Annotated in this window: 18 protein-coding genes; 12 read left to right on the forward strand and 6 right to left on the reverse strand. The window is 41.8% G+C overall.

Features of this window, described 5'->3' with window-relative positions; translation table 11 throughout:
* The first annotated feature begins 40 nt into the window (after nt 1-40).
* Nucleotides 41-508 carry a DUF3299 domain-containing protein gene (locus LZG71_RS21285; RefSeq protein ID WP_233823821.1) on the forward strand — a complete coding sequence of 156 codons (468 nt, stop codon included), beginning with the start codon at nt 41-43 and terminating at the stop codon, nt 506-508.
* Between the two features lie 6 nt (nt 509-514).
* Here LZG71_RS21285 and LZG71_RS21290 read toward each other — a convergent pair whose 3' ends face one another.
* Nucleotides 515-1,600, reverse strand: a complete 1,086-nt coding sequence (locus LZG71_RS21290) for a complex I subunit 1 family protein (protein WP_233823823.1) — start codon at nt 1,598-1,600, stop codon at nt 515-517.
* A gap of 111 nt (nt 1,601-1,711) precedes the next feature.
* Nucleotides 1,712-2,722 (reverse strand): gliding motility protein, encoded by a 1,011-nt coding sequence (locus LZG71_RS21295; protein WP_233823825.1) that lies wholly within the window; start codon nt 2,720-2,722, stop codon nt 1,712-1,714.
* Nucleotides 2,723-2,740: 18 nt separating this feature from the next.
* Between LZG71_RS21295 and LZG71_RS21300 the strand changes: the two genes are divergently transcribed.
* On the forward strand, nt 2,741-3,613 hold the full coding sequence (locus LZG71_RS21300) for an NAD-dependent dehydratase (protein ID WP_233823827.1): 873 nt from the start codon (nt 2,741-2,743) through the stop codon (nt 3,611-3,613).
* Nucleotides 3,614-3,678: 65 nt separating this feature from the next.
* Here the strand turns inward: LZG71_RS21300 and LZG71_RS21305 are convergent, their stop codons facing one another.
* From LZG71_RS21305 to LZG71_RS21315, 3 genes are all read right to left on the reverse strand, one after another.
* Nucleotides 3,679-4,800, reverse strand: coding sequence for a TlpA disulfide reductase family protein (locus LZG71_RS21305; protein ID WP_233823829.1), 1,122 nt, complete (start codon nt 4,798-4,800; stop codon nt 3,679-3,681).
* Between the two features lie 27 nt (nt 4,801-4,827).
* The gene (gatB, locus tag LZG71_RS21310; protein WP_233823831.1) at nt 4,828-6,324 is read right to left on the reverse strand and encodes an Asp-tRNA(Asn)/Glu-tRNA(Gln) amidotransferase subunit GatB; all 1,497 of its coding nucleotides are present in this window, start codon (nt 6,322-6,324) and stop codon (nt 4,828-4,830) included.
* Nucleotides 6,325-6,462: 138 nt separating this feature from the next.
* Nucleotides 6,463-6,999 (reverse strand): hypothetical protein, encoded by a 537-nt coding sequence (locus LZG71_RS21315; RefSeq protein WP_233823833.1) that lies wholly within the window; start codon nt 6,997-6,999, stop codon nt 6,463-6,465.
* A gap of 277 nt (nt 7,000-7,276) precedes the next feature.
* Between LZG71_RS21315 and rpmG the strand changes: the two genes are divergently transcribed.
* The 6 genes from rpmG (at nt 7,277) to LZG71_RS21345 (ending at nt 11,475) form a co-directional block, all read left to right on the forward strand.
* Nucleotides 7,277-7,459, forward strand: a complete 183-nt coding sequence (rpmG, locus tag LZG71_RS21320) for a 50S ribosomal protein L33 (RefSeq protein ID WP_131960515.1) — start codon at nt 7,277-7,279, stop codon at nt 7,457-7,459.
* 106 nt (nt 7,460-7,565) lie between these two features.
* Entirely contained in the window at nt 7,566-7,718 is a 153-nt protein-coding gene (locus LZG71_RS21325; protein ID WP_233823835.1) for a DUF4295 domain-containing protein, read from the forward strand.
* A 152-nt stretch (nt 7,719-7,870) separates the two neighbouring features.
* Nucleotides 7,871-8,833 carry a signal recognition particle-docking protein FtsY gene (ftsY, locus tag LZG71_RS21330; RefSeq protein ID WP_233823837.1) on the forward strand — a complete coding sequence of 321 codons (963 nt, stop codon included), beginning with the start codon at nt 7,871-7,873 and terminating at the stop codon, nt 8,831-8,833.
* Nucleotides 8,834-8,881: 48 nt separating this feature from the next.
* Nucleotides 8,882-9,457: a hypothetical protein gene (locus LZG71_RS21335; protein ID WP_233823839.1), complete on the forward strand. Its 576-nt coding sequence runs from the start codon at nt 8,882-8,884 to the stop codon at nt 9,455-9,457.
* A gap of 150 nt (nt 9,458-9,607) precedes the next feature.
* The gene (gene rimO, locus LZG71_RS21340) at nt 9,608-10,918 is read left to right on the forward strand and encodes a 30S ribosomal protein S12 methylthiotransferase RimO (protein WP_233823841.1); all 1,311 of its coding nucleotides are present in this window, start codon (nt 9,608-9,610) and stop codon (nt 10,916-10,918) included.
* An 80-nt stretch (nt 10,919-10,998) separates the two neighbouring features.
* Nucleotides 10,999-11,475, forward strand: coding sequence for a DUF4293 domain-containing protein (locus LZG71_RS21345; protein WP_233823843.1), 477 nt, complete (start codon nt 10,999-11,001; stop codon nt 11,473-11,475).
* 35 nt (nt 11,476-11,510) lie between these two features.
* On the opposite strand, the gene LZG71_RS21350 is transcribed toward LZG71_RS21345, so the two are convergent.
* Nucleotides 11,511-12,485, reverse strand: coding sequence for an SIS domain-containing protein (locus LZG71_RS21350; RefSeq protein ID WP_233823845.1), 975 nt, complete (start codon nt 12,483-12,485; stop codon nt 11,511-11,513).
* 94 nt (nt 12,486-12,579) lie between these two features.
* On the opposite strand from LZG71_RS21350, the gene recQ reads away from it, so the two are divergent.
* The 4 genes from recQ to LZG71_RS21370 all read left to right on the forward strand — a co-directional run bounded on the left by recQ (nt 12,580) and on the right by LZG71_RS21370 (nt 18,633).
* Nucleotides 12,580-14,790 (forward strand): DNA helicase RecQ, encoded by a 2,211-nt coding sequence (gene recQ / locus LZG71_RS21355; RefSeq protein ID WP_233823847.1) that lies wholly within the window; start codon nt 12,580-12,582, stop codon nt 14,788-14,790.
* 58 nt (nt 14,791-14,848) lie between these two features.
* On the forward strand, nt 14,849-16,138 hold the full coding sequence (gene purD, locus LZG71_RS21360; RefSeq protein WP_233823849.1) for a phosphoribosylamine--glycine ligase: 1,290 nt from the start codon (nt 14,849-14,851) through the stop codon (nt 16,136-16,138).
* Nucleotides 16,139-16,254: 116 nt separating this feature from the next.
* Complete coding sequence (locus tag LZG71_RS21365; RefSeq protein ID WP_233823850.1) at nt 16,255-17,340, forward strand: regulatory iron-sulfur-containing complex subunit RicT; 1,086 nt, start codon at nt 16,255-16,257, stop codon at nt 17,338-17,340.
* Between the two features lie 81 nt (nt 17,341-17,421).
* Nucleotides 17,422-18,633, forward strand: a complete 1,212-nt coding sequence (locus LZG71_RS21370) for an anhydro-N-acetylmuramic acid kinase (protein WP_233823852.1) — start codon at nt 17,422-17,424, stop codon at nt 18,631-18,633.
* Nucleotides 18,634-18,654: the final 21 nt, after the last annotated feature.

Below are 18,654 nucleotides of genomic sequence, written 5' to 3' on the forward strand. Positions count from 1 at the left end.
TAGTCAAAAAAACCAATGTTGCTTTCTAAACATGTTACCCATGAGATCCTTTCGCCTCTTCATCATATTAGCATTTACTCTTTCGCTGTCTGCCTTTACGATAGATTCTAAAAAAAATCCCAATGCCGTTCCGGTGAAGGTTACCTGGGAAACGCTCCGGGATGTAACCTTTAAAAAGAAATGGTATGCGGCAGAGTCAATCTACATGCTACATCCCACATTTGGACCAAGTGTTCAGAAGCTCAAAAACCAACAGGTCACTATCACTGGTTACATTCTACCCGTTGATTTGGACGCCAACTTATACGTTTTGTCGGCATTTCCTTTCAGTGCATGTTTCTTCTGTGGAGGAGCCGGACCGGAAACTGTAATGACACTAAATTTTAAAAAGAATGGTCGTAAGTTCAAGACAGATGAGCGTCTCACACTTACAGGTACTCTGAAGCTGAATGCGGATGATATTTACCAGATGAATTATATTCTGGATGGCGCTGAAATCACGGAATAACGAACTTTAAATTCCTATTAACCGCCAAACACCTGAAATAAAGAATAAGACCAATCCAACAGGTGTAAGCACTTTCCAACCCAGATACATGAGCTGATCTACACGCAGGCGCGGGAATGTCCATCGTACCCACATTTGTACGATTACGCCTGCTAGTGCTTTCCCAAACAGCCAAAAGGCACCGGATATATATCCAAGCCAGGTTCCGGGTTCTCCGCTTGTCCAGTCGGCCAGTCTCAGAGGCCCGATATTAGGGAACGGGGTATTCCAGCTACCCAGGAAAAGAATGGCTCCCAGTAACGAAACCAGTAACATCATCCCATATTCGGAAAGCATGAAAAGCGCCCAGCGCATGCCGGAATATTCCGTATGAAAGCCTGCAACAAGCTCAGACTCTCCTTCCGGCAAATCGAATGGAGCACGGTTACACTCTGCAAGGGAGGCGATAAAAAATACAATATAAGCCAGTAACAAAAATGGATTTCTGATAACATTCCAGGTTAAGAAACCACCTACCGAAGTAACATCCACGCCCAATCTCTTCAATCCAAAAAGATAGACCGGATCCGCACTGTAAATCCCCTGCTGAAAGCTAATCACCTGCAAATCCAATGTTTGCGAGAGCATAACGACACACAGAATTGAAAGTCCCAGTGGCACTTCATACGAAACGATCTGAGCCACAGCACGCATGGCTCCGTATAAAGCAAATTTGTTATTAGAGCCCCAACCGGCCATTAACAACCCAATTACGTCCACCGAAATGATTGTCATCAGGAAGAAAACACCAACTGCTGCCCCTGAACCACTCAAACCAGGAGCAAGAGGAACTACAGCAAAACCTGCAAATACCGAAACGAAGATAACGACAGGTGCAATGAGAAAGAGCCTTCGGTCAACCGCCTTAGGAACGATGTCTTCCTTTTGTAAAAGTTTGAGCAAATCTGCAAATAATTGAAGCAAACCCCATTTACCCACTTCCATAGGTCCCAGACGATCCTGTATGAAGGCTGAAACTTTACGCTCCAGATATACACCAACTACTACAAAGCCAGGAACTGCAAGAAGAAAAATAAGAAGTGTTACAGGCATTGCAGATTAAAATGGGTGATTTTAGAATCAGACGGAATTGATTAATCGGGTAAACCGGGCTTTATATAAAGTACCCTGACAGTAAAATTAAGCACAAAAGTAATTAAATACCTACTCGTCTTCGTCCTTTTGTCCTTTATATCCCGATTCCTGCAAGATCTGCCCAGAATTGCCATTTTTCATTAAATCCTGAAGAGTAATTTTTGGATTTTCTTCCATATATCTGCTCACAATTCGCCATCCCAACCATTTGGCAATGCCACCTGGCACTTTGTTTCCAATCTCTACTGTAAAAGGTCTTTCTCCTATGTACTTTTGCTTTTTCAATTCATTCTTTTCGTATAACAATTTATTTGTGATGAAGAATGACCATAGATCCAGCTGACTGTTATACGTCCGAATGAGGTTATCCTCCGAATAACCTAAAATAAGGCTATCAGGTGTGTCTGGCATCACCTGCTTCACAAATTCGTACCCTTTCCCGTATCCTATCATATCAGAAAGCAATGTTGCATCAGCAGCGTCGAGGTAATTATATTTGTTAGACAAAAAGAATACAATGGAAGGCACAATGTATCCCTTCTCATATTTCCTTAACTGATAGTCGTAGACGTTGGGACGGTACAGCGACTTTGGTCCTCCAAAAAAATCGAGGCCGATAATCACTAGTGAGTCGGACACATAAAGATCACTTCCTGTAAATCCAGAAACCATAAATTGGATTTTCGGAGCTTTAAAATCAGGATAGTAGACCTTGATTCTTTTGAACGCTTCTTTCAGAGGGTTAATGATATTGCTATTCCTGTCTCCGATAATCGTATCTATCTGAGCCCTGAATTCCTGAAAACCTGGATTTTGGGACATATTATAGAGTTGAGCCGGCAACTGCGTTGTGTCTGTTTGTGAATCAGTAAAATACAACGACTTGAGGTAGGAATGTTTATTCAAAAAATTTTGTACATCTTGAACAGATTTACTTTTGAAAAGCTCCTGATCCAGGTTTTCAACCGCTATATCCATTTGAACCGATGAGGTATCCACAACCTCCCGGTTATCGGTTTTACAGGAAATTACAAAAGTTATTAATGAACTAAACAAAGCCAGATTACGGAAGAAGGTCATTCGGTGCTACTTATCAAAATGATGAACAAAAACTCAAAAATAGAAAAAAAAAGAATAAGCATCCTGGGTTGCGGATGGCTCGGATTTCCCTTAGCTAAACGCTTGCTGCAACATGATATTACATCAACAGTAAAAGGAAGCACTACTTCAGAAGGCAAAGTCGCAATACTCAACAGTGTTGGTATTGAAGGTTTTCTATTCGATTTAAACCCCCACTTCTCAGCCGAAAATGAAACTATAAGTAAGTTTTTTGATGCTGATTCCTTAATTATATCTCTGCCACCCAGATTAAGTAAAAGCGAGCCCGGCCATTACAGACAACAGATAGAATACGTTGTTGATAAAATAAAATCTTCACCAGTTAAAGAAATTATCCTTCTGAGCTCTACGGGTATATATCCTGATCTTAACAAAACTGTGACTGAAAAGGATGTGAAGCTACCTGCGGAATCTGCTTCACCAGAAATGGTTGAAGTCGAAAACCTGCTAATTTCCTTACGTCCGGATCGTGTAGTTTCAGTACTTCGCCTGGCAGGGCTGATCGGTAACGACCGCATTCCCGGAAAATATGTGAAAGGGAAAAAAGATATGAATACGGGTTCAATTCCGGTGAATTACATTCATCCTGACGATGCTGTTGGCATAATTACGACGATGCTTACAGAGGGAGTACACAATGAAACTTTTAACGTTGTTGCCCCGCTTCACCCTATCCGAAAGGAAATATATGATAGCACCTGTGCGCAGTTCGGATGGGAAGCCCCAACATATTTGGAGCCGGAAATTCCCGAGGATTTTAAAATAATTTCCGGAGAAAAACTGTCAGAATACTACAAGTACCATTTCAAATTCCCTGATCCACTGCATTTCTATTACGAATTGATTTCATAAGTCATCAAAAAGGTCCATCAAATCGCTTTGACGGACCTTTTTACATATTTTTAGCAATGGCTGAATTACTGTAACAGCTCAGTCAATTTTGCTTCCAGAGCCGCTCCGCGCAGGTTCTTGGCAACAACCTTCCCTTCTCTGTCCAACAGATAGGTTGCAGGAATACCAGTCACACCATACGTTTGAGCAACAGCAGAATTCCAGTGTTTTAGTTCGGAGCCGTGGAGCCAGGTGAGGTTATCCTTTTTGATGGCAGCTTTCCATGCGTTTGCTTCCTTATCCAATGAAACTCCATAAATAGAAAAGCCCTTATCTTTAAACTTTCCATACATTCTTACCACATTGGGATTTTCCTGCCTGCAAGGTCCACACCATGACGCCCAAAAATCTATCAGTACATATTTACCACGAAGTGAAGAAAGCTGAACAGGTTTTCCCTCCGGATCATTTAGAGTAAAATCAGGCGCAACGTCTCCTATTGCCACCCCTGCCATTCTCTTCACCTGTCCGATAAATCCTTGTGCCAGCGTTGGAACCGGACTCACTTTTTCGAAATCAGCAGCAAGCTGTTTCAATAAAGGTAAATCGCTATCAGGATTCAAAAAATTATTGGCCGTGAACAATGCAATAAGCGAAGTTCCCATTTCAGGGAACAGCCTCTTGATTTCGTCCATGCGAATTTTATCCGCAGCAGCATAGGCTGACTGTATTTCCTGGATCTTCTTAGTATCTTTCTTTTCCTCAGCCTTGGCAAATTCTTCATTCCATATGGTCACTTTTGCCGCAAAAGCTTGCATCCGCTGGTCTATTTTGGCATAATAATCCATGTTTTTGGAACCAGTAACCTGCACCTTACCCTGGCTATTGGCATTTACACTAAATACCTCACCGCCTTCTACCAAAAGCACGGCTTTCTGGCGATCAGCAATATTCAACGTAAAAAAGCTTCCGCCGTCCTTTTCCGTTGCTTTCATTGAAAAACTGCCATCTGCTGAAAGCTGTGTAGAATCCACTTTCATCGCAGATCCATTTGCCATAGATTGTAGCAAGACAACTTTTTCACCTTTGGCACCGCCTTTAACATTCCCTGCTACCGTAAAACTTTTTGGTGAGATCTGAGCGAATCCTGCAAAACAGCTCACCAGCAGAATCAATGTCAAAAAGTACTTTGTATTAGACAGCTTCATCTTTTATTCTATTAATGTGTATAACCGTTATTGAAGTTTCTTTGCCAAAAGCTGGTTAACAAGCTTAGGATCAGCCGTACCGTTTGATTTTTTCATAATCTCACCAACGAACAATCCTAGTAACCCTTTCTTTCCCTTTCGGTAGGCGTCAACTTTGTCGGGCATCGATTCAAGTACCTCATTTACCAACGTTTCCAGCTCGTTCGTATTGCTATTTTGCAACCAGTTATTTGTCTCAGCAATCTCCACAGGCGATCTGTCTGGCTCTGCGAGCATTACCGGTAATATTTTTTGCGATGCTACCGAATTGCTCACCACTCCTGATTCACTTAATTCGATAAGCGCGGCAAGGCTTTCAGGTTTGACCGGAAACAGGCTAATATCTCCTTCATTTTCGTTCAGATAAGATTTAACAGGGCCCATAAGCCAGTTGGATGCCTGCTTATACAAATTGGTCTTAGAACAAACCGCTTCAAAATAATCGGCTATTTCCTTGGTATCAGTCAATACCAATGCGTCGTATGCCGGAATCCCATAAACTGTTGTAAACTTTTCCCGCAGTTCTTTTGGTAACGATGGCATTGTGGCACGAATGCTTTCAAGCCATTCTTCCGAAATAACTACTGGACTCAGATCGGGATCCGGGAAATAGCGATAATCGTTCATCGTTTCTTTCATCCGCATCCCGTAAGTATTACCAGATTCAACATCAAACATTCTCGTTTCCTGATGTATCTCACCTCCGCTTTCTAAAAGACCGATCTGTCTTGAAGTTTCAAATGTGATAGCCCGCATCATGTTTCTGATGGAGTTCATATTTTTCACTTCAACTTTTACGCCCAGCTTGTTATCACCTTTTTTTCTAACAGAGACGTTCACATCGCATCGAAGTGACCCTTCTTCCATGTTTCCGTCACTGATCCCCAGATACCTTACCAGGCGACGCACTTCTGTAACAAAAGCACCGGTTTCTTCCGCAGAACGAAGATCCGGCTCCGACACCATCTCAACCAGAGGCGTTCCTGCACGGTTATAATCCAGCAGAGTATTCGATTCACTTCCATCGTGCACCGACTTTCCGGCATCTTCTTCCAGGTGAATATGATGAAAACGGATTCGTTTTTCGATCATTTTACCATCAGCACCCTTGATCGCAATAGTTACACCGCCATTTTCGCAAATCGGCTTTTTATCCTGTGATATCTGATAGCCTTTTGGCAGATCAGGATAAAAGTAGTTTTTACGGTCAAAAATGGTTCTGCTGCTAATGGAACAATCGCAGGCGAGGCCCATCCGGATTGCATATTCCACCGCTTTTTTATTGACTTTAGGCAAAGTCCCAGGCAAAGCCAGCGTGATAGGGCCGATATTTGTATTAGGTTCCGTACCAAATAAGTTTCGGTCAGAAGCAAATAATTTAGATTCCGTTAAGAGTTGACAATGCACTTCAAGACCTATTACACTTTCATAGGTGGCAAGAAGTTCTTCGCTTATTAGTGAGGGAGAAATTTCAGATTGAGTCATATAATAATGCAAATGCTTTCGCAAAGATACAAATACGGGTCGTCCATAGATATGAACGACCCGTATTTTCTGTATATCCTGATACTTTTATAACAGGCCTTAATAATTCGATGCTGCCTTCCGACACATCGAAACAAATTACAACGAATTGATCCAGCCTGCAATTACCGCAATATCCGCTTTCGGTACGTGCGTCATTGGCGCCATTGGAGGGTAGCCCGGCCAATGTTCAGGTTTTGGGCTATGTACTAATTCTACAATCTGGTCAGTAGAATATTTTTTCTTCGCAACTTCCGAATATGCTGGTCCAATAACTTTGTCATATGCCTGGTGGCAAGCAAAACAAGCATGTTTGTTCAACAGTGCTGAAACTTCAGCAGGTACAGGTTTGCGTTTAGGTTTCGCGTCAGCAGCAGGAGTTTCGGTCGCAGGAGCGTCTCCCGTTTTAACAGAATCCGCTAACGGAGTAGCACCAGGCTGTGCAGATACGGTTTCGGTTGGCTTTGGTGTTTTTTTGTCATTCTGAATAGCTATAAGTGATGCTTCTTCACGCGCTTTGCTACCTGATCCGTAATAATGATCATACTTTTCTTTGTCTTCCTGAGAGGAACAGCCAATCCATACCGAAGCCGCTAGAGCAATAATTGCCAGCGAAGTACTTTTTTTAAGAGTCATTGTTTTAATTATTTAAAGAATTTCCGCCATGTTATCGCTATTACCGATAATTTATTACACGAAGAAAGTAAGTTTGTATTAGATTTCCCTCAAAAATTTTACAAATCATCCAATAGCGATATTCTAAAAATCTACTCAAATACCTAACAAACAGCTAGTTAAAACAAGATAGGCGAATTTTCTTCATGAAATTTTATTTATTATTTAAAATAATTTATTGTGAATAATATGAAATATCATTACTTTTGCAGTCCTATTTGTAAAACGATGTAAAGTAATGGCTAAGAAAGGTAATAGAGTACAGGTTATATTAGAGTGCACTGAACAAAAAGAAAGCGGTGTACCAGGTATGTCACGTTATGTGACTACAAAGAATCGTAAAAATACGCCTAGCCGTATGGAATTGAAAAAATTCAATTCTTTCCTGAGACGTTATACTCTGCATAAAGAGATTAAATAAGACTTCCTTATTAAGTAAAAGGTCTATCTGGTTAATCACAATTGATCAGAGTTCGTCTTGAATAGCATATTGTTGATAACTGATAACATTTTAAATATATACAGACATGGCAAAGAAAGTAGTTGCTACCCTGAAAAAAGAAGGCGGTAAAGCTTTTGCTAAAGTTATTAAAGCCGTAAAATCTCCTAAAACAGGAGCATATACCTTCAAAGAAGAGATTGTACCTCTTGATGGTGTACAAAGCGCATTGAAAAACTGAAATTGATTGCATTTCAATTGGTCGCAAAATATTGCATTTTAAAAAGTCCCTTTCGGGACTTTTTTTGTTTTAATTTTGGCTTGTAATAAATTACAGTCCTCTAAGGACTAACACGGGCACACTTATACTTTACCGATTTTCACCACGCCGATATGAGCTTATTTGGTTTTTTTTCAAAAGAGAAAAAAGAAACGTTAGATAAAGGTCTTGAAAAGACAAAAGACAGCTTCTTTGGAAAGCTTTCCCGCGCCATTGTTGGGAAAACCACCATTGACGAAGACGTTCTTGACGAGCTGGAAGATATTCTTGTAAGCTCTGATGTTGGCGTAGAGACCACAGTAAAGGTTATCAAACGTATTGAAGAAAGAGTAGCCCGCGATAAATATGCTACCACAGCTGAGCTGGATGTAATTCTTCGTGAAGAAATTGCGGCCTTGCTTACAGAAAATAAGTCGGTTGATTTTACCGACAGCTTTGAAACCGCCCACCTGCCAAAACCATATGTAATTATGGTTGTAGGCGTGAACGGCGTGGGCAAAACTACTACCATTGGGAAATTGGCTCATCAGTTTCATTCGCGCGGACACAAGGTTGTACTTGGCGCTGCTGATACATTCCGCGCAGCTGCTGTAGAACAACTGAAGTTATGGGGAAAAAGAGTGGATGTGCCCGTTATCGATCACGGCATGAACACCGATCCGTCGTCTGTTGCATATGATGCATTGAAAAAAGGCATGGAAATTGGTGCCGATGTCATCATCATTGATACCGCAGGAAGGTTGCATACCAAAGTAAACCTGATGAACGAGCTTTCTAAAATCAAACGTGTCATGCAGAAAATCATTCCTGATTCTCCACATGAAGTCCTGTTGGTTTTGGATGGCAGTACCGGACAAAATGCCGTCATTCAGGCACGTGAATTTACCAAAGTCACCGAAATTACGGCGCTGGCTGTCACCAAACTGGATGGAACTGCCAAAGGAGGCGTTGTGGTAGGCATCTCCGACGAATTCAAAATTCCTGTGAAGTACATTGGAGTAGGGGAAAAAATGGATGATTTGCAGGTTTTTGACCGGGCTGAGTTTGTGGATTCATTGTTTAAAAAGATTGGGTAGTAATTGACCAACGGAGAAACACTTATAGCAGTCCTCCTGATATCAGTCATGATAGTAGGACCATTCGTTGCTATGGTTGTAGCCTTGCTCAGGGACGGTAAAAATGAAAGATCTACTGAGCCTCAATTCTTTAAAACTTCATTTGAATCCTACTTCTCCAACCTGGACATTCTCTTTGCTATATACTTAGCAGGAATGTTACTAGCGCTTTTCAAAGTGCTATTTTTCGGGAAAAATGGAATATTAATTTCCGATTGGACAAGTGGAATAATCATTTTCGGCATAATTCTGTTGTTTGCAGGTTTATCTTTTTACATCCTGTCTCTGGCTATCAATCATTGGAAATATACAAAAGGCGTTACCATTATTTGGTATCCATTAAATAAGCTGATTTGTATCAATACGCCCCAGAATTCTTATGAATTGTATGAAGACGATATTGAGCAGGTTACTATCTTCACCAACAACAATTACAAATTACCATTTGATTATTACCGCTTTACAATCAAAGGTAAAGGCGAGCTTCTGTTAACAAGCAGAACAAAAGGTGTTTCAAAAATATTTCATCATTTTTTGAAAATGCCCACGCAAACCCAGAAACAGCTATTTCCCCTGATCCGTTAATCTCGCTATTCTGATATTTTTTCACGATCTTTGCAGCCCGTTTTGCTTGCTCAATATCAATTACTTGTAAAAGCCGCAATACGTTAATCCGTTTATTCGAACAACATAACTTGCTGCTAGCTCAGCACAGAAAGCTAACAGCTCTCCATAATGAAAACCAAAGGAATAGTTAAAAATAAGGTCAATATTGTAACACTGGGTTGTTCCAAAAACCTGGTGGATTCGGAAGTGCTATATACCCAATTGAAAGGCAACGGGTTTGATGTAGCTCATGAATCAAAAAAGGATAATTCTCAGATCGTAGTAATCAACACCTGCGGTTTTATCGACAATGCAAAGGAGGAGTCTATCAACACCATTCTGCGCTATGCCGACGCAAAAGCTGCCGGAATAGTTGATAAGGTGTATGTAACTGGCTGCTTGTCTCATCGTTATAAAGATGAACTTTCCGTAGAAATCCCAACTGTTGATGCATGGTTTGGAACCAATGAACTTCCCCGTTTGCTCAAAACACTTAAAGCAGATTACAAACACGAACTTGTTGGTGAACGTTTACTCACAACACCCAGCCATTATGCGTATTTGAAAATTGCAGAAGGTTGCGATCGTCCTTGTAGCTTCTGTGCCATTCCAATTATGCGCGGCGGACACGTTTCCCGCTCTATTGAAGAGTTGGTGAAAGAGGCTAAGTCACTGGCTAAGCGCGGAACAAAAGAACTGATTCTGATCGCTCAGGACCTTACCTATTACGGTCTGGATATATACAAGAAAAGAAATTTGTCTGATTTACTCGCTCAACTTTCTGACGTAGAAGGCATCGACTGGATCAGATTGCAATATGCATATCCTGCTGGTTTTCCAATGGACATACTGGACATCATGAACGAGCGAAGCAATATTTGCAAATACCTTGATATGCCGTTACAGACCGGATCTACGGAAATATTGAAATCCATGCGGAGAGGCATTACACGTGAAAAAACTGAGTCATTGATTGAATCAATCAGAGAAAAAGTGCCGGGCATCACGTTGCGAACAACACTTATCGTGGGACATCCGGGCGAAACAGAGGCTCTTTTCGATGAAACCTATGACTTCGTTGAAAAAATGCGATTCGACCGACTGGGTGCGTTCCAGTACTCGCATGAGGACAATACGCACTCCTACACCATGCCTGACGATATTCCGGCTGAAATCAAACAGGAGCGCGCGGATGCCATCATGGAGTTGCAGCAAGGTATTTCTTATGAGCTGAATCAGCAGAAGATAGGAAATACATACAAAGTGCTTTTTGACAGAAAAGAAGGCGGGCATTTTATCGGCCGCACAGAATCAGATTCTCCTGAGGTTGATAATGAAGTACTGGTTTCTGCGAGCCAATACGTACGACTTGGAGATTTTGCTAACGTTAAAATAACTAATTCAGAGGAGTTCGATCTGTATGGTGAGGTCGTTGGATAATTTTCCCGGCACGTTGCCACCTCTGAACCTTCTTTATTAATTTTGCAGGATAACTGTTTTTAGAAATATTACATTTTACCATGTTACAACGAATTCAAACTGTATTTTTAGCCATCACCATCATAGGAATGGGCGTTTTTCTTTCATTTCCTATCTGGACTAAAATCGCCGCATCAGGTGCACAAAGCGCAGAGCTTACTGCACTGAAACTAACACATCAAATCAACACAGTTCAATCAGAAGTACAGCCGGTTTATTACTTTATTATTCTAGCCATTCTTGTTGCACTGGTTACAGCATATGCTATTTTCAGCTTTAAGAATCGGGTACTCCAGTCGGCACTTTGTGCTGTCAATTCAATTTTAATGACTGTTATTATCGGTCTTGTCATTTACTACACCTATTATACTACATCTAAGTTGTTCGACGAAGGTAATCCTGGTAATTACGAAATAGGGTTTTACGGATTGGTAGCCTCTATGTTATCCAATGTTTTTGCAAATCGCTTCATCCGTAAAGATGAGAAGCAGGTTCAGCAATCAAACAGGTTCAGATAATACGAACAAGGCGATTTACTAAGAGAGGGGCTGGTTCACACCAGCCCCTCTCTTAGTAAATCGTGCAGATGAACAAAACCTACAATACAGTCGTCCTCAACGACCACAACCTGTGTGATACTTCTTGACTGCATGATTTCCAGAGCATTCACGGCATACTCTTCCGGACCGACTGATATCGGATGGGTTGTCATGATATCAGAAGCAACAAGTCCGGGTAAAACTTCTCCTGCATGTTGATTCAGCATTCTGCGGAGGTCTCCGTCTGTAATAATTCCAGCCATTTTGCCAGATTCCTTTACAACTGATGTCGCACCAAGACGTTTTGAGGTTATTTCCAGTATTACTTCCTTTAAGGTAGCATGTTCGGAAACCGCCGGCAGCGCATTATTTGGATATAAATCACACACTTTCAGATAAAGTCTTTTGCCCAAAGATCCGCCAGGGTGAAATTTAGCAAAATCCTGATGTGTAAAACCTCTTGCTTCCAACAAACAAATAGCAAGTGCATCTCCCAAAGCCATGGTAACCGTTGTACTTGTGGTTGGTGCCAGATTCAGTGGGTCTGCTTCGAGAGGTGCATAAGCATGTAATACCAAATGCGCGTTACGTCCCAGGTAAGAATCCCTGTTGCTCAGCATTGCGATGATATTCACACCGGTTCTTTTTAAAAGCGGTATCAGCACCTTTATCTCCGGCGTATCTCCACTTCTTGAAATGACAATCACCACATCATTGTTCTGAATCATGCCCAGATCACCGTGAATTGCGTCACCGGCATGCATAAATAGGGCAGGCGTCCCGGTGGAATTCAGCGTCGCCACTATCTTCTGACCAACGATTGCACTCTTGCCAATTCCCGACACGACGACCCGGCCACCAGAATTCAATATAAGGTGCACACACTTTTCAAATTCGTCATCAATCCTTTCAATCAGATTATGTACAGCTATGGCCTCCTTCTGTAACACTTCTTTTGCTATGGACTGAATATTTTTTATTAATTTCAAATCTGAAACACAGTTTTATTGAGAACCAATTGCAATTATTCATTTCAAAAAACAAAGATAGAGAAGTTTGGGATAACCATTTTGTTAACAGAGTATGGTAAAGAAGGTTGATACTGTCGTATTAGACACGTTAAAAGAAAGACTTAAAGAGATTTTTGGATACAGTCAGTTCAGAGGGGAACAGGAGGTTATTATACAGAACATCCTGTTAGGGAAGAATACTTTTGTGATTATGCCAACCGGAGCAGGTAAATCGCTCTGCTATCAGTTACCAGCGCTTGTGAGCGACGGACTAACCATCGTCATTTCGCCGCTTATTGCCCTGATGAAGAATCAGGTAGACCAATTGACCGCATTTGGCATCAACGCCCAATTTCTTAATTCAACACTTACCAAAAGTGAAATGACGCGCGTGAAAAACGACGCGTTGGACGGAAGTCTGAAACTACTTTACATTGCACCGGAATCTTTAACAAAAGAAGATAATCTTGACTTTTTAAAGAAAGTAAAAATTGCGTTTGTAGCCATAGATGAAGCACATTGTATTTCTGAATGGGGACACGATTTCCGACCAGAATACAGGCGGATATATGGCATCATTGAAAACATTGGTGATCTGCCGATTATTGCGCTTACTGCCACAGCCACTCCGAAGGTGCAACAGGATATCCGCAAAAATCTTCAAATGGAAGAAGCTGAGACATTTAAATCTTCTTTCAACCGAAAAAACCTTTACTACGAAATCCGTCCCAAAAAGGATACTAAAAAGCAACTGATCCGCTATGTCCGGAATAATAAGGGCAAGTCGGGCATTGTTTATTGCCTGAGCAGGAAAACGGTGGAAGAAGTTGCCGAATTGCTTTCGGTGAATGATGTAAGGGCTCTCCCCTATCATGCGGGCCTCGACAGCAATACCCGGATGTCTAACCAGGATGCGTTTCTGAATGAAGACTGTGACGTGATTGTTGCCACCATTGCCTTTGGAATGGGGATTGACAAGCCGGATGTAAGATTTGTGATCCACTACGATGTTCCCAAATCCCTGGAAGGTTATTATCAGGAAACTGGAAGAGCCGGGCGCGACGGACTGGAAGGTAACTGTCTGATGTTTTACAGTTATGACGATATCCAGAAACTTGAAAAATTCAACAAAGACAAAACAGTAACCGAACGTGATAATGCCCGCCACTTGCTTAACGAGATGGTGGCTTATTCAACACTTGGTGCCTGCCGGAGAAGACAATTGCTGAGCTACTTTGGTGAATATCTGGATAAAGATTGCGGTTTCTGCGACAATTGCATGCACCCAACCGAAAAAACCAAAGTCCAGGATGAAGTTGTTCTGGTGTTACGTGCGGTGCAGCAAACAGAACAAAGATTTGACGGTGAGCACATAGCCGACCTGATCACTGCCAAAGACAACCAGTATGTTCGTAGTTACGAACACGACAAACTGGACGTTTACGGTAAAGGTTTGGAAATGAATGAATCCCGGGACTATTGGATCTCCGTAATACGCCAGCTTGTCATTTTCAATTATCTTGAAAAGGATATTGAGAACTACGGCGTTATGAAAATCGGAGAGAAAGGTTTGTCATATATTAATGACCCCTACCCGATCACGCTACATAAAGATCATAACTTCGACGAGGAAGATGTAAAAGCCGAAGACGAAGATAAAGAGGGCAATGCCGGTGGAAGTGCACACGCCTATGACGAAACGCTCCTTGGTATGCTCAAGGCACTTCGTAAAAAAGTTGCAAAAGAAAAGAACCTGCCCCCATTCGTTATTTTCCAGGATCCTTCAATGGAAGAAATGGCAACCACTTATCCTACTACCCAGCAGGAAATGGCCCAGATCAATGGTGTGGGAATGGGGAAAGTTCAAAAATTCGGAAAGCAGTTTATTGAACTGATTAGCAGATATGTAGAAGAAAATGACATCGAAACTGCGAAGGATGTTGTCATTAAATCGACTGTCAATAAATCAAAAATTAAGATTTTTATCATTCAACAGGTCGACCGCAAGGTGAGCCTGGATGAGATCGCGGAGGTAAAAGCCCTTCCCCTGGCCGATGTCATCGAAGAAGTAGAGCACATTTGTTATTCCGGAACCAAGCTTAATCTTGACTATTACATCAACCAGGTAATTGACCGTGAACGTCAGCAGGACATTTACGATTACTTCATGACTGCCGAAACGGACAATATTGCGGCAGCTCTTGATGAATTTTCAGATGATGAAATAAGCGAAGAAGAATTAAGATTGGTACGGATCAAGTTTTTATCGGAATTGGCAAATTAGTAATGCCCTCACTTAGGCTCTGGGAGGCGTTACGATTTGACAAAATTTAAAATCAATTATGAATATACTTATATTAGGTTCGGGAGGTAGAGAGCATGCTTTTGCCTGGAAAATTGCTCAAAGCCCCCTTTGTGATGGTTTATATGCAGCACCCGGAAACGCCGGTACAGCACAGATTGCAACCAATCTTCCGATTTCGTACAACGATTTCGAAGGTGTAGCAAAAGCCGTTCTTGAACACAACATTGAACTGGTCATTGTAGGACCGGAAGAACCTCTCGTTAATGGAATTGTTGATTACTTCGAATCGCGCCCTGAACTGTCCAAAATAAAACTGATAGGACCGAACAAGGCTGGTGCACAATTAGAAGGAAGTAAGGATTTCTCCAAAAACTTCATGCAAAAGTATGGCGTTCCAACAGCTTCTTCACGCACATTTACTGCTGAAACACTGGCTATTGGACTAGAATATCTTGAAACACTTCCCTTACCAATCGTTTTGAAAGCGGATGGTCTGGCGGCAGGAAAAGGTGTTATCATTGCTGAAAAACATGCCGAAGCAGAACAGGCTTTTACTGAGATGCTGGTTGATGGCAAATTTGGTGCCGCTGGAAATAAAGTAGTGGTTGAACAGTTTCTTAAAGGAATTGAGTTATCCGTTTTTGTTTTGACAGACGGAGAAAATTATAAGATTCTTCCGGAAGCAAAGGATTACAAGCGTATCGGAGAAAATGACACCGGTCTCAATACGGGCGGAATGGGTGCTGTATCACCAGTAAGTTTTGCAGATGCAAATTTTCTTCGTAAAGTTGAGGAGAAAGTAGTAAAACCAACTCTGCACGGACTGAAAAGCGAAGGCATCAAATACGTTGGCTTTATTTTTATAGGGTTAATGAATATCAAAGGCGAACCCTTTGTCATTGAGTACAATGTACGCATGGGCGATCCGGAAACGGAGGTGGTTTTACCACGTATCCAGTCGGATTTTGCAATGCTTATGGCCTCAACTGCAAAAGGAACATTGAATGACTTTGAAATAAAAATTTCCCCTCAGGTGGCGGTAACAACCGTTTTGGTGGCTGGTGGCTATCCTGGGGATTATGAAAAAGGCAAGGTAATTACCGGCAGCGATAAGGTGGAAGACGTTCACCTATATCATGCAGGAACCACCTTTAATGGAAATACCGAAGTCGTAACAAACGGAGGACGCGTAATGGCCCTAACCGGCATGGCGAACTCCCTCGAAAACGCTGTACATAAATCTCAGCGCGCTGCGCAGGTTATACAATATGAAGGCAAATATTTTCGGCACGACATCGGTATGGATTTAATTCGTTATAACGATTAGATGAAGAGGAAGCTATGGGATGTGGATCATGTTCATCCGGAGGATGCAGTACCAGTGGGTCGGCGGTATCCGGATGTGGAAGTAATGGAACCTGTGGAACAGGTGGATGTAATAAAATGAATGTCTACGACTGGTTGAGCCATATGGACGTGCCAACCAGCCAGAGGTTCGATGTAGTAGAAGTTAAGTTCAAAGGCGGAAGAAAAGAATATTTCCGCAATATAAATCAGCTGGAATTTATCACCGGCGATTACGTGGTTTGCGAAATGGCTTCGGGTCAGCATTTGGGTACGGTCTCTCTGCAAGGTGAATTGGTTCGCCTGCAAATGAAGCGTAAGAATGTCGTGATCAGTGATGATTTACACGTGATATATCGTGTAGCTACTGAAAAAGATCTTGACAAACATACCCAGGCAATGGCACGTGAAATGCCAACGCTTTACCGCACACGGGAAATTATCCGCGAGCTGAAACTGAATATGAAACTGTCGGATGTTGAATTCCAGTCGGATAACACCAAAACGACATTTTACTATTCTTCAGAAGAGCGAGTGGATTTCCGTGAGCTTATCAAGCAGCTTGCTTCTGAGTTCAAGGTTCGTATCGAAATGCGTCAGATCAGTCTGAGACAGGAAGCTAGCCGCCTTGGTGGACTCGGTTCTTGCGGAAGAGAATTGTGCTGCTCTACCTGGCTTACTGATTTTAAAAACATTTCTACGTCTGCCGCAAGGTATCAGAATCTATCTCTGAATCCGGCCAAACTTTCGGGACAATGCGGAAGGCTGAAATGCTGCCTGAACTATGAGCTGGAAACTTATATAGATGCGCTAAGGGACATACCAACCGTAGATGCTCCTTTGAAAACAAAAAAGGGAGTAGCGACACTTCAGAAGACCGATATTTTCAAGAAGATCATGTGGTTCGGCTTCGAGAAGGATACAAACTGGTATCCGGTTGCGATCAGCAAGGTTTTGGAAATTGTTGAACTGAACAAAAACAACATCATTCCTGAATCACTGGAAATTCTTACACCTGAACCTGAAAAAGGTGCTGACAAAGGGCCTCAAAAGCTAAATAGTGATCTGGAAAATCTGGATCGTAAGTATAGCGAGGAACAAAAAAAGAAGAAAAAGAAGAAAAACAAACCGAGAAATCGGAGCAACAATACCAATAAACCACAAACAACCCCTTCACCACAATAAGGTAAAGTTGTGTTGAAAGAGAAAAAGTCAGGCAGGGAAATACTCCTCAAAACCTGACTTTTTCTGTTATCAGACGTAGTCATGAAACAGCATGTAGAGAAACTGCATACCATTGCCAATCAGAAAAGCAGAAGAATTATTGGACTGATGTCCGGGACTTCGCTTGATGGATTGGACGTTGCTCTTTGCAAAATAGAAAATAGCGGAACGGATACCATTTTGGAAGTAGAGAATTTCACTACAGTTCCTTACTCTGAAACGTTCCGGGATGAGATTCGCAAAGTATTTGCCAAAAGTGAAATTGACTTCCAGCATTTGTGTGTGCTCAATCCCTTTATTGGTATTGAACATGGCAAAATGATTCTCGACTGTCTGGAAAAATGGAACATTGCTCCATCCGAAATTGACCTTATAGCAAGTCACGGACAAACTGTTTTTCATGCACCTAAAATCCAGCACGGACTCGCTGATTTTCCAAATGCCACGCTTCAAATTGGCGATGGAGATCATATTGCACTTGAAACCAATATCATTACCCTAAGCGATTTCCGGCAAAAACATGTTGCGGCAGGCGGAGAAGGAGCTCCTTTGGCAGTTTATGGCGACTATTTTCTTTTTTCCAAAAAAGGCGAAAACCGGATATTGCTCAACATGGGCGGTATTGCAAATTTCACTCTTCTACCCGGGACAGTGAATACCGATCCCTCAGAAAAACTTCCGGTATTTACCACCGACACCGGACCAGGAAATACGCTTATTGATGCCTACATGAGGCGTTTTTTCAGAAAACCTTACGATGAAAACGGAGAGGTCGCAAGCAACGGCATACCCAACGAAATATTTTTGAAAGTGCTTAAAGAGAAATCGTTTTTTGATGCACCATTCCCTAAAACCACAGGTCCGGAAGTATTCAATTTCGACTATGTGGAAAACGCAATTCAAAAATCGAGGTTATCGTCTCTTTCCAGAAATGATATTATTGCAACCTTAACACAACTGAGTGCAGATACAATTGTAGACTCAATCAGAAAGGTAACAAACAATAACGAATCATATAAAATCTTTGCTAGCGGCGGCGGAGCTCATAATCCGATACTCATGAAAGCCATTAAAGATCAGCTCCCGGACTATCCTGTGTTTCTATTGGATGAACTGGGTGTTTCCGGAGATGCCAAAGAAGCGGTGTTATTCGCAGTCTTAGCCAACGAAACCGTTGCAGGTACCGGCGATACCTTTAGCTCTCGTGAAGGCGTACCTGCGGTGACAATGGGCAAGATATCTTTTCCAGGATAGCATATTAATCAACCACAATTT

Origin of the sequence: Dyadobacter sp. CY312, assembly GCF_021390535.1 — a bacterium.
Classification (GTDB): domain Bacteria; phylum Bacteroidota; class Bacteroidia; order Cytophagales; family Spirosomataceae; genus Dyadobacter.

Coding starts and splice junctions, on each gene's coding strand:
- LZG71_RS21285 (WP_233823821.1), top strand. CDS start 41: ATGAGATCCTTTCGCCTCTTCATCATATTAGCATTTACTCTTTCGCTG.
- LZG71_RS21290 (WP_233823823.1), bottom strand. CDS start 1,600: ATGCCTGTAACACTTCTTATTTTTCTTCTTGCAGTTCCTGGCTTTGTA.
- LZG71_RS21295 (WP_233823825.1), bottom strand. CDS start 2,722: ATGACCTTCTTCCGTAATCTGGCTTTGTTTAGTTCATTAATAACTTTT.
- LZG71_RS21300 (WP_233823827.1), top strand. CDS start 2,741: ATGATGAACAAAAACTCAAAAATAGAAAAAAAAAGAATAAGCATCCTG.
- LZG71_RS21305 (WP_233823829.1), bottom strand. CDS start 4,800: ATGAAGCTGTCTAATACAAAGTACTTTTTGACATTGATTCTGCTGGTG.
- gatB (WP_233823831.1), bottom strand. CDS start 6,324: ATGACTCAATCTGAAATTTCTCCCTCACTAATAAGCGAAGAACTTCTT.
- LZG71_RS21315 (WP_233823833.1), bottom strand. CDS start 6,999: ATGACTCTTAAAAAAAGTACTTCGCTGGCAATTATTGCTCTAGCGGCT.
- rpmG (WP_131960515.1), top strand. CDS start 7,277: ATGGCTAAGAAAGGTAATAGAGTACAGGTTATATTAGAGTGCACTGAA.
- LZG71_RS21325 (WP_233823835.1), top strand. CDS start 7,566: ATGGCAAAGAAAGTAGTTGCTACCCTGAAAAAAGAAGGCGGTAAAGCT.
- ftsY (WP_233823837.1), top strand. CDS start 7,871: ATGAGCTTATTTGGTTTTTTTTCAAAAGAGAAAAAAGAAACGTTAGAT.
- LZG71_RS21335 (WP_233823839.1), top strand. CDS start 8,882: ATGATAGTAGGACCATTCGTTGCTATGGTTGTAGCCTTGCTCAGGGAC.
- rimO (WP_233823841.1), top strand. CDS start 9,608: ATGAAAACCAAAGGAATAGTTAAAAATAAGGTCAATATTGTAACACTG.
- LZG71_RS21345 (WP_233823843.1), top strand. CDS start 10,999: ATGTTACAACGAATTCAAACTGTATTTTTAGCCATCACCATCATAGGA.
- recQ (WP_233823847.1), top strand. CDS start 12,580: ATGGTAAAGAAGGTTGATACTGTCGTATTAGACACGTTAAAAGAAAGA.
- purD (WP_233823849.1), top strand. CDS start 14,849: ATGAATATACTTATATTAGGTTCGGGAGGTAGAGAGCATGCTTTTGCC.
- LZG71_RS21365 (WP_233823850.1), top strand. CDS start 16,255: ATGAATGTCTACGACTGGTTGAGCCATATGGACGTGCCAACCAGCCAG.
- LZG71_RS21370 (WP_233823852.1), top strand. CDS start 17,422: ATGAAACAGCATGTAGAGAAACTGCATACCATTGCCAATCAGAAAAGC.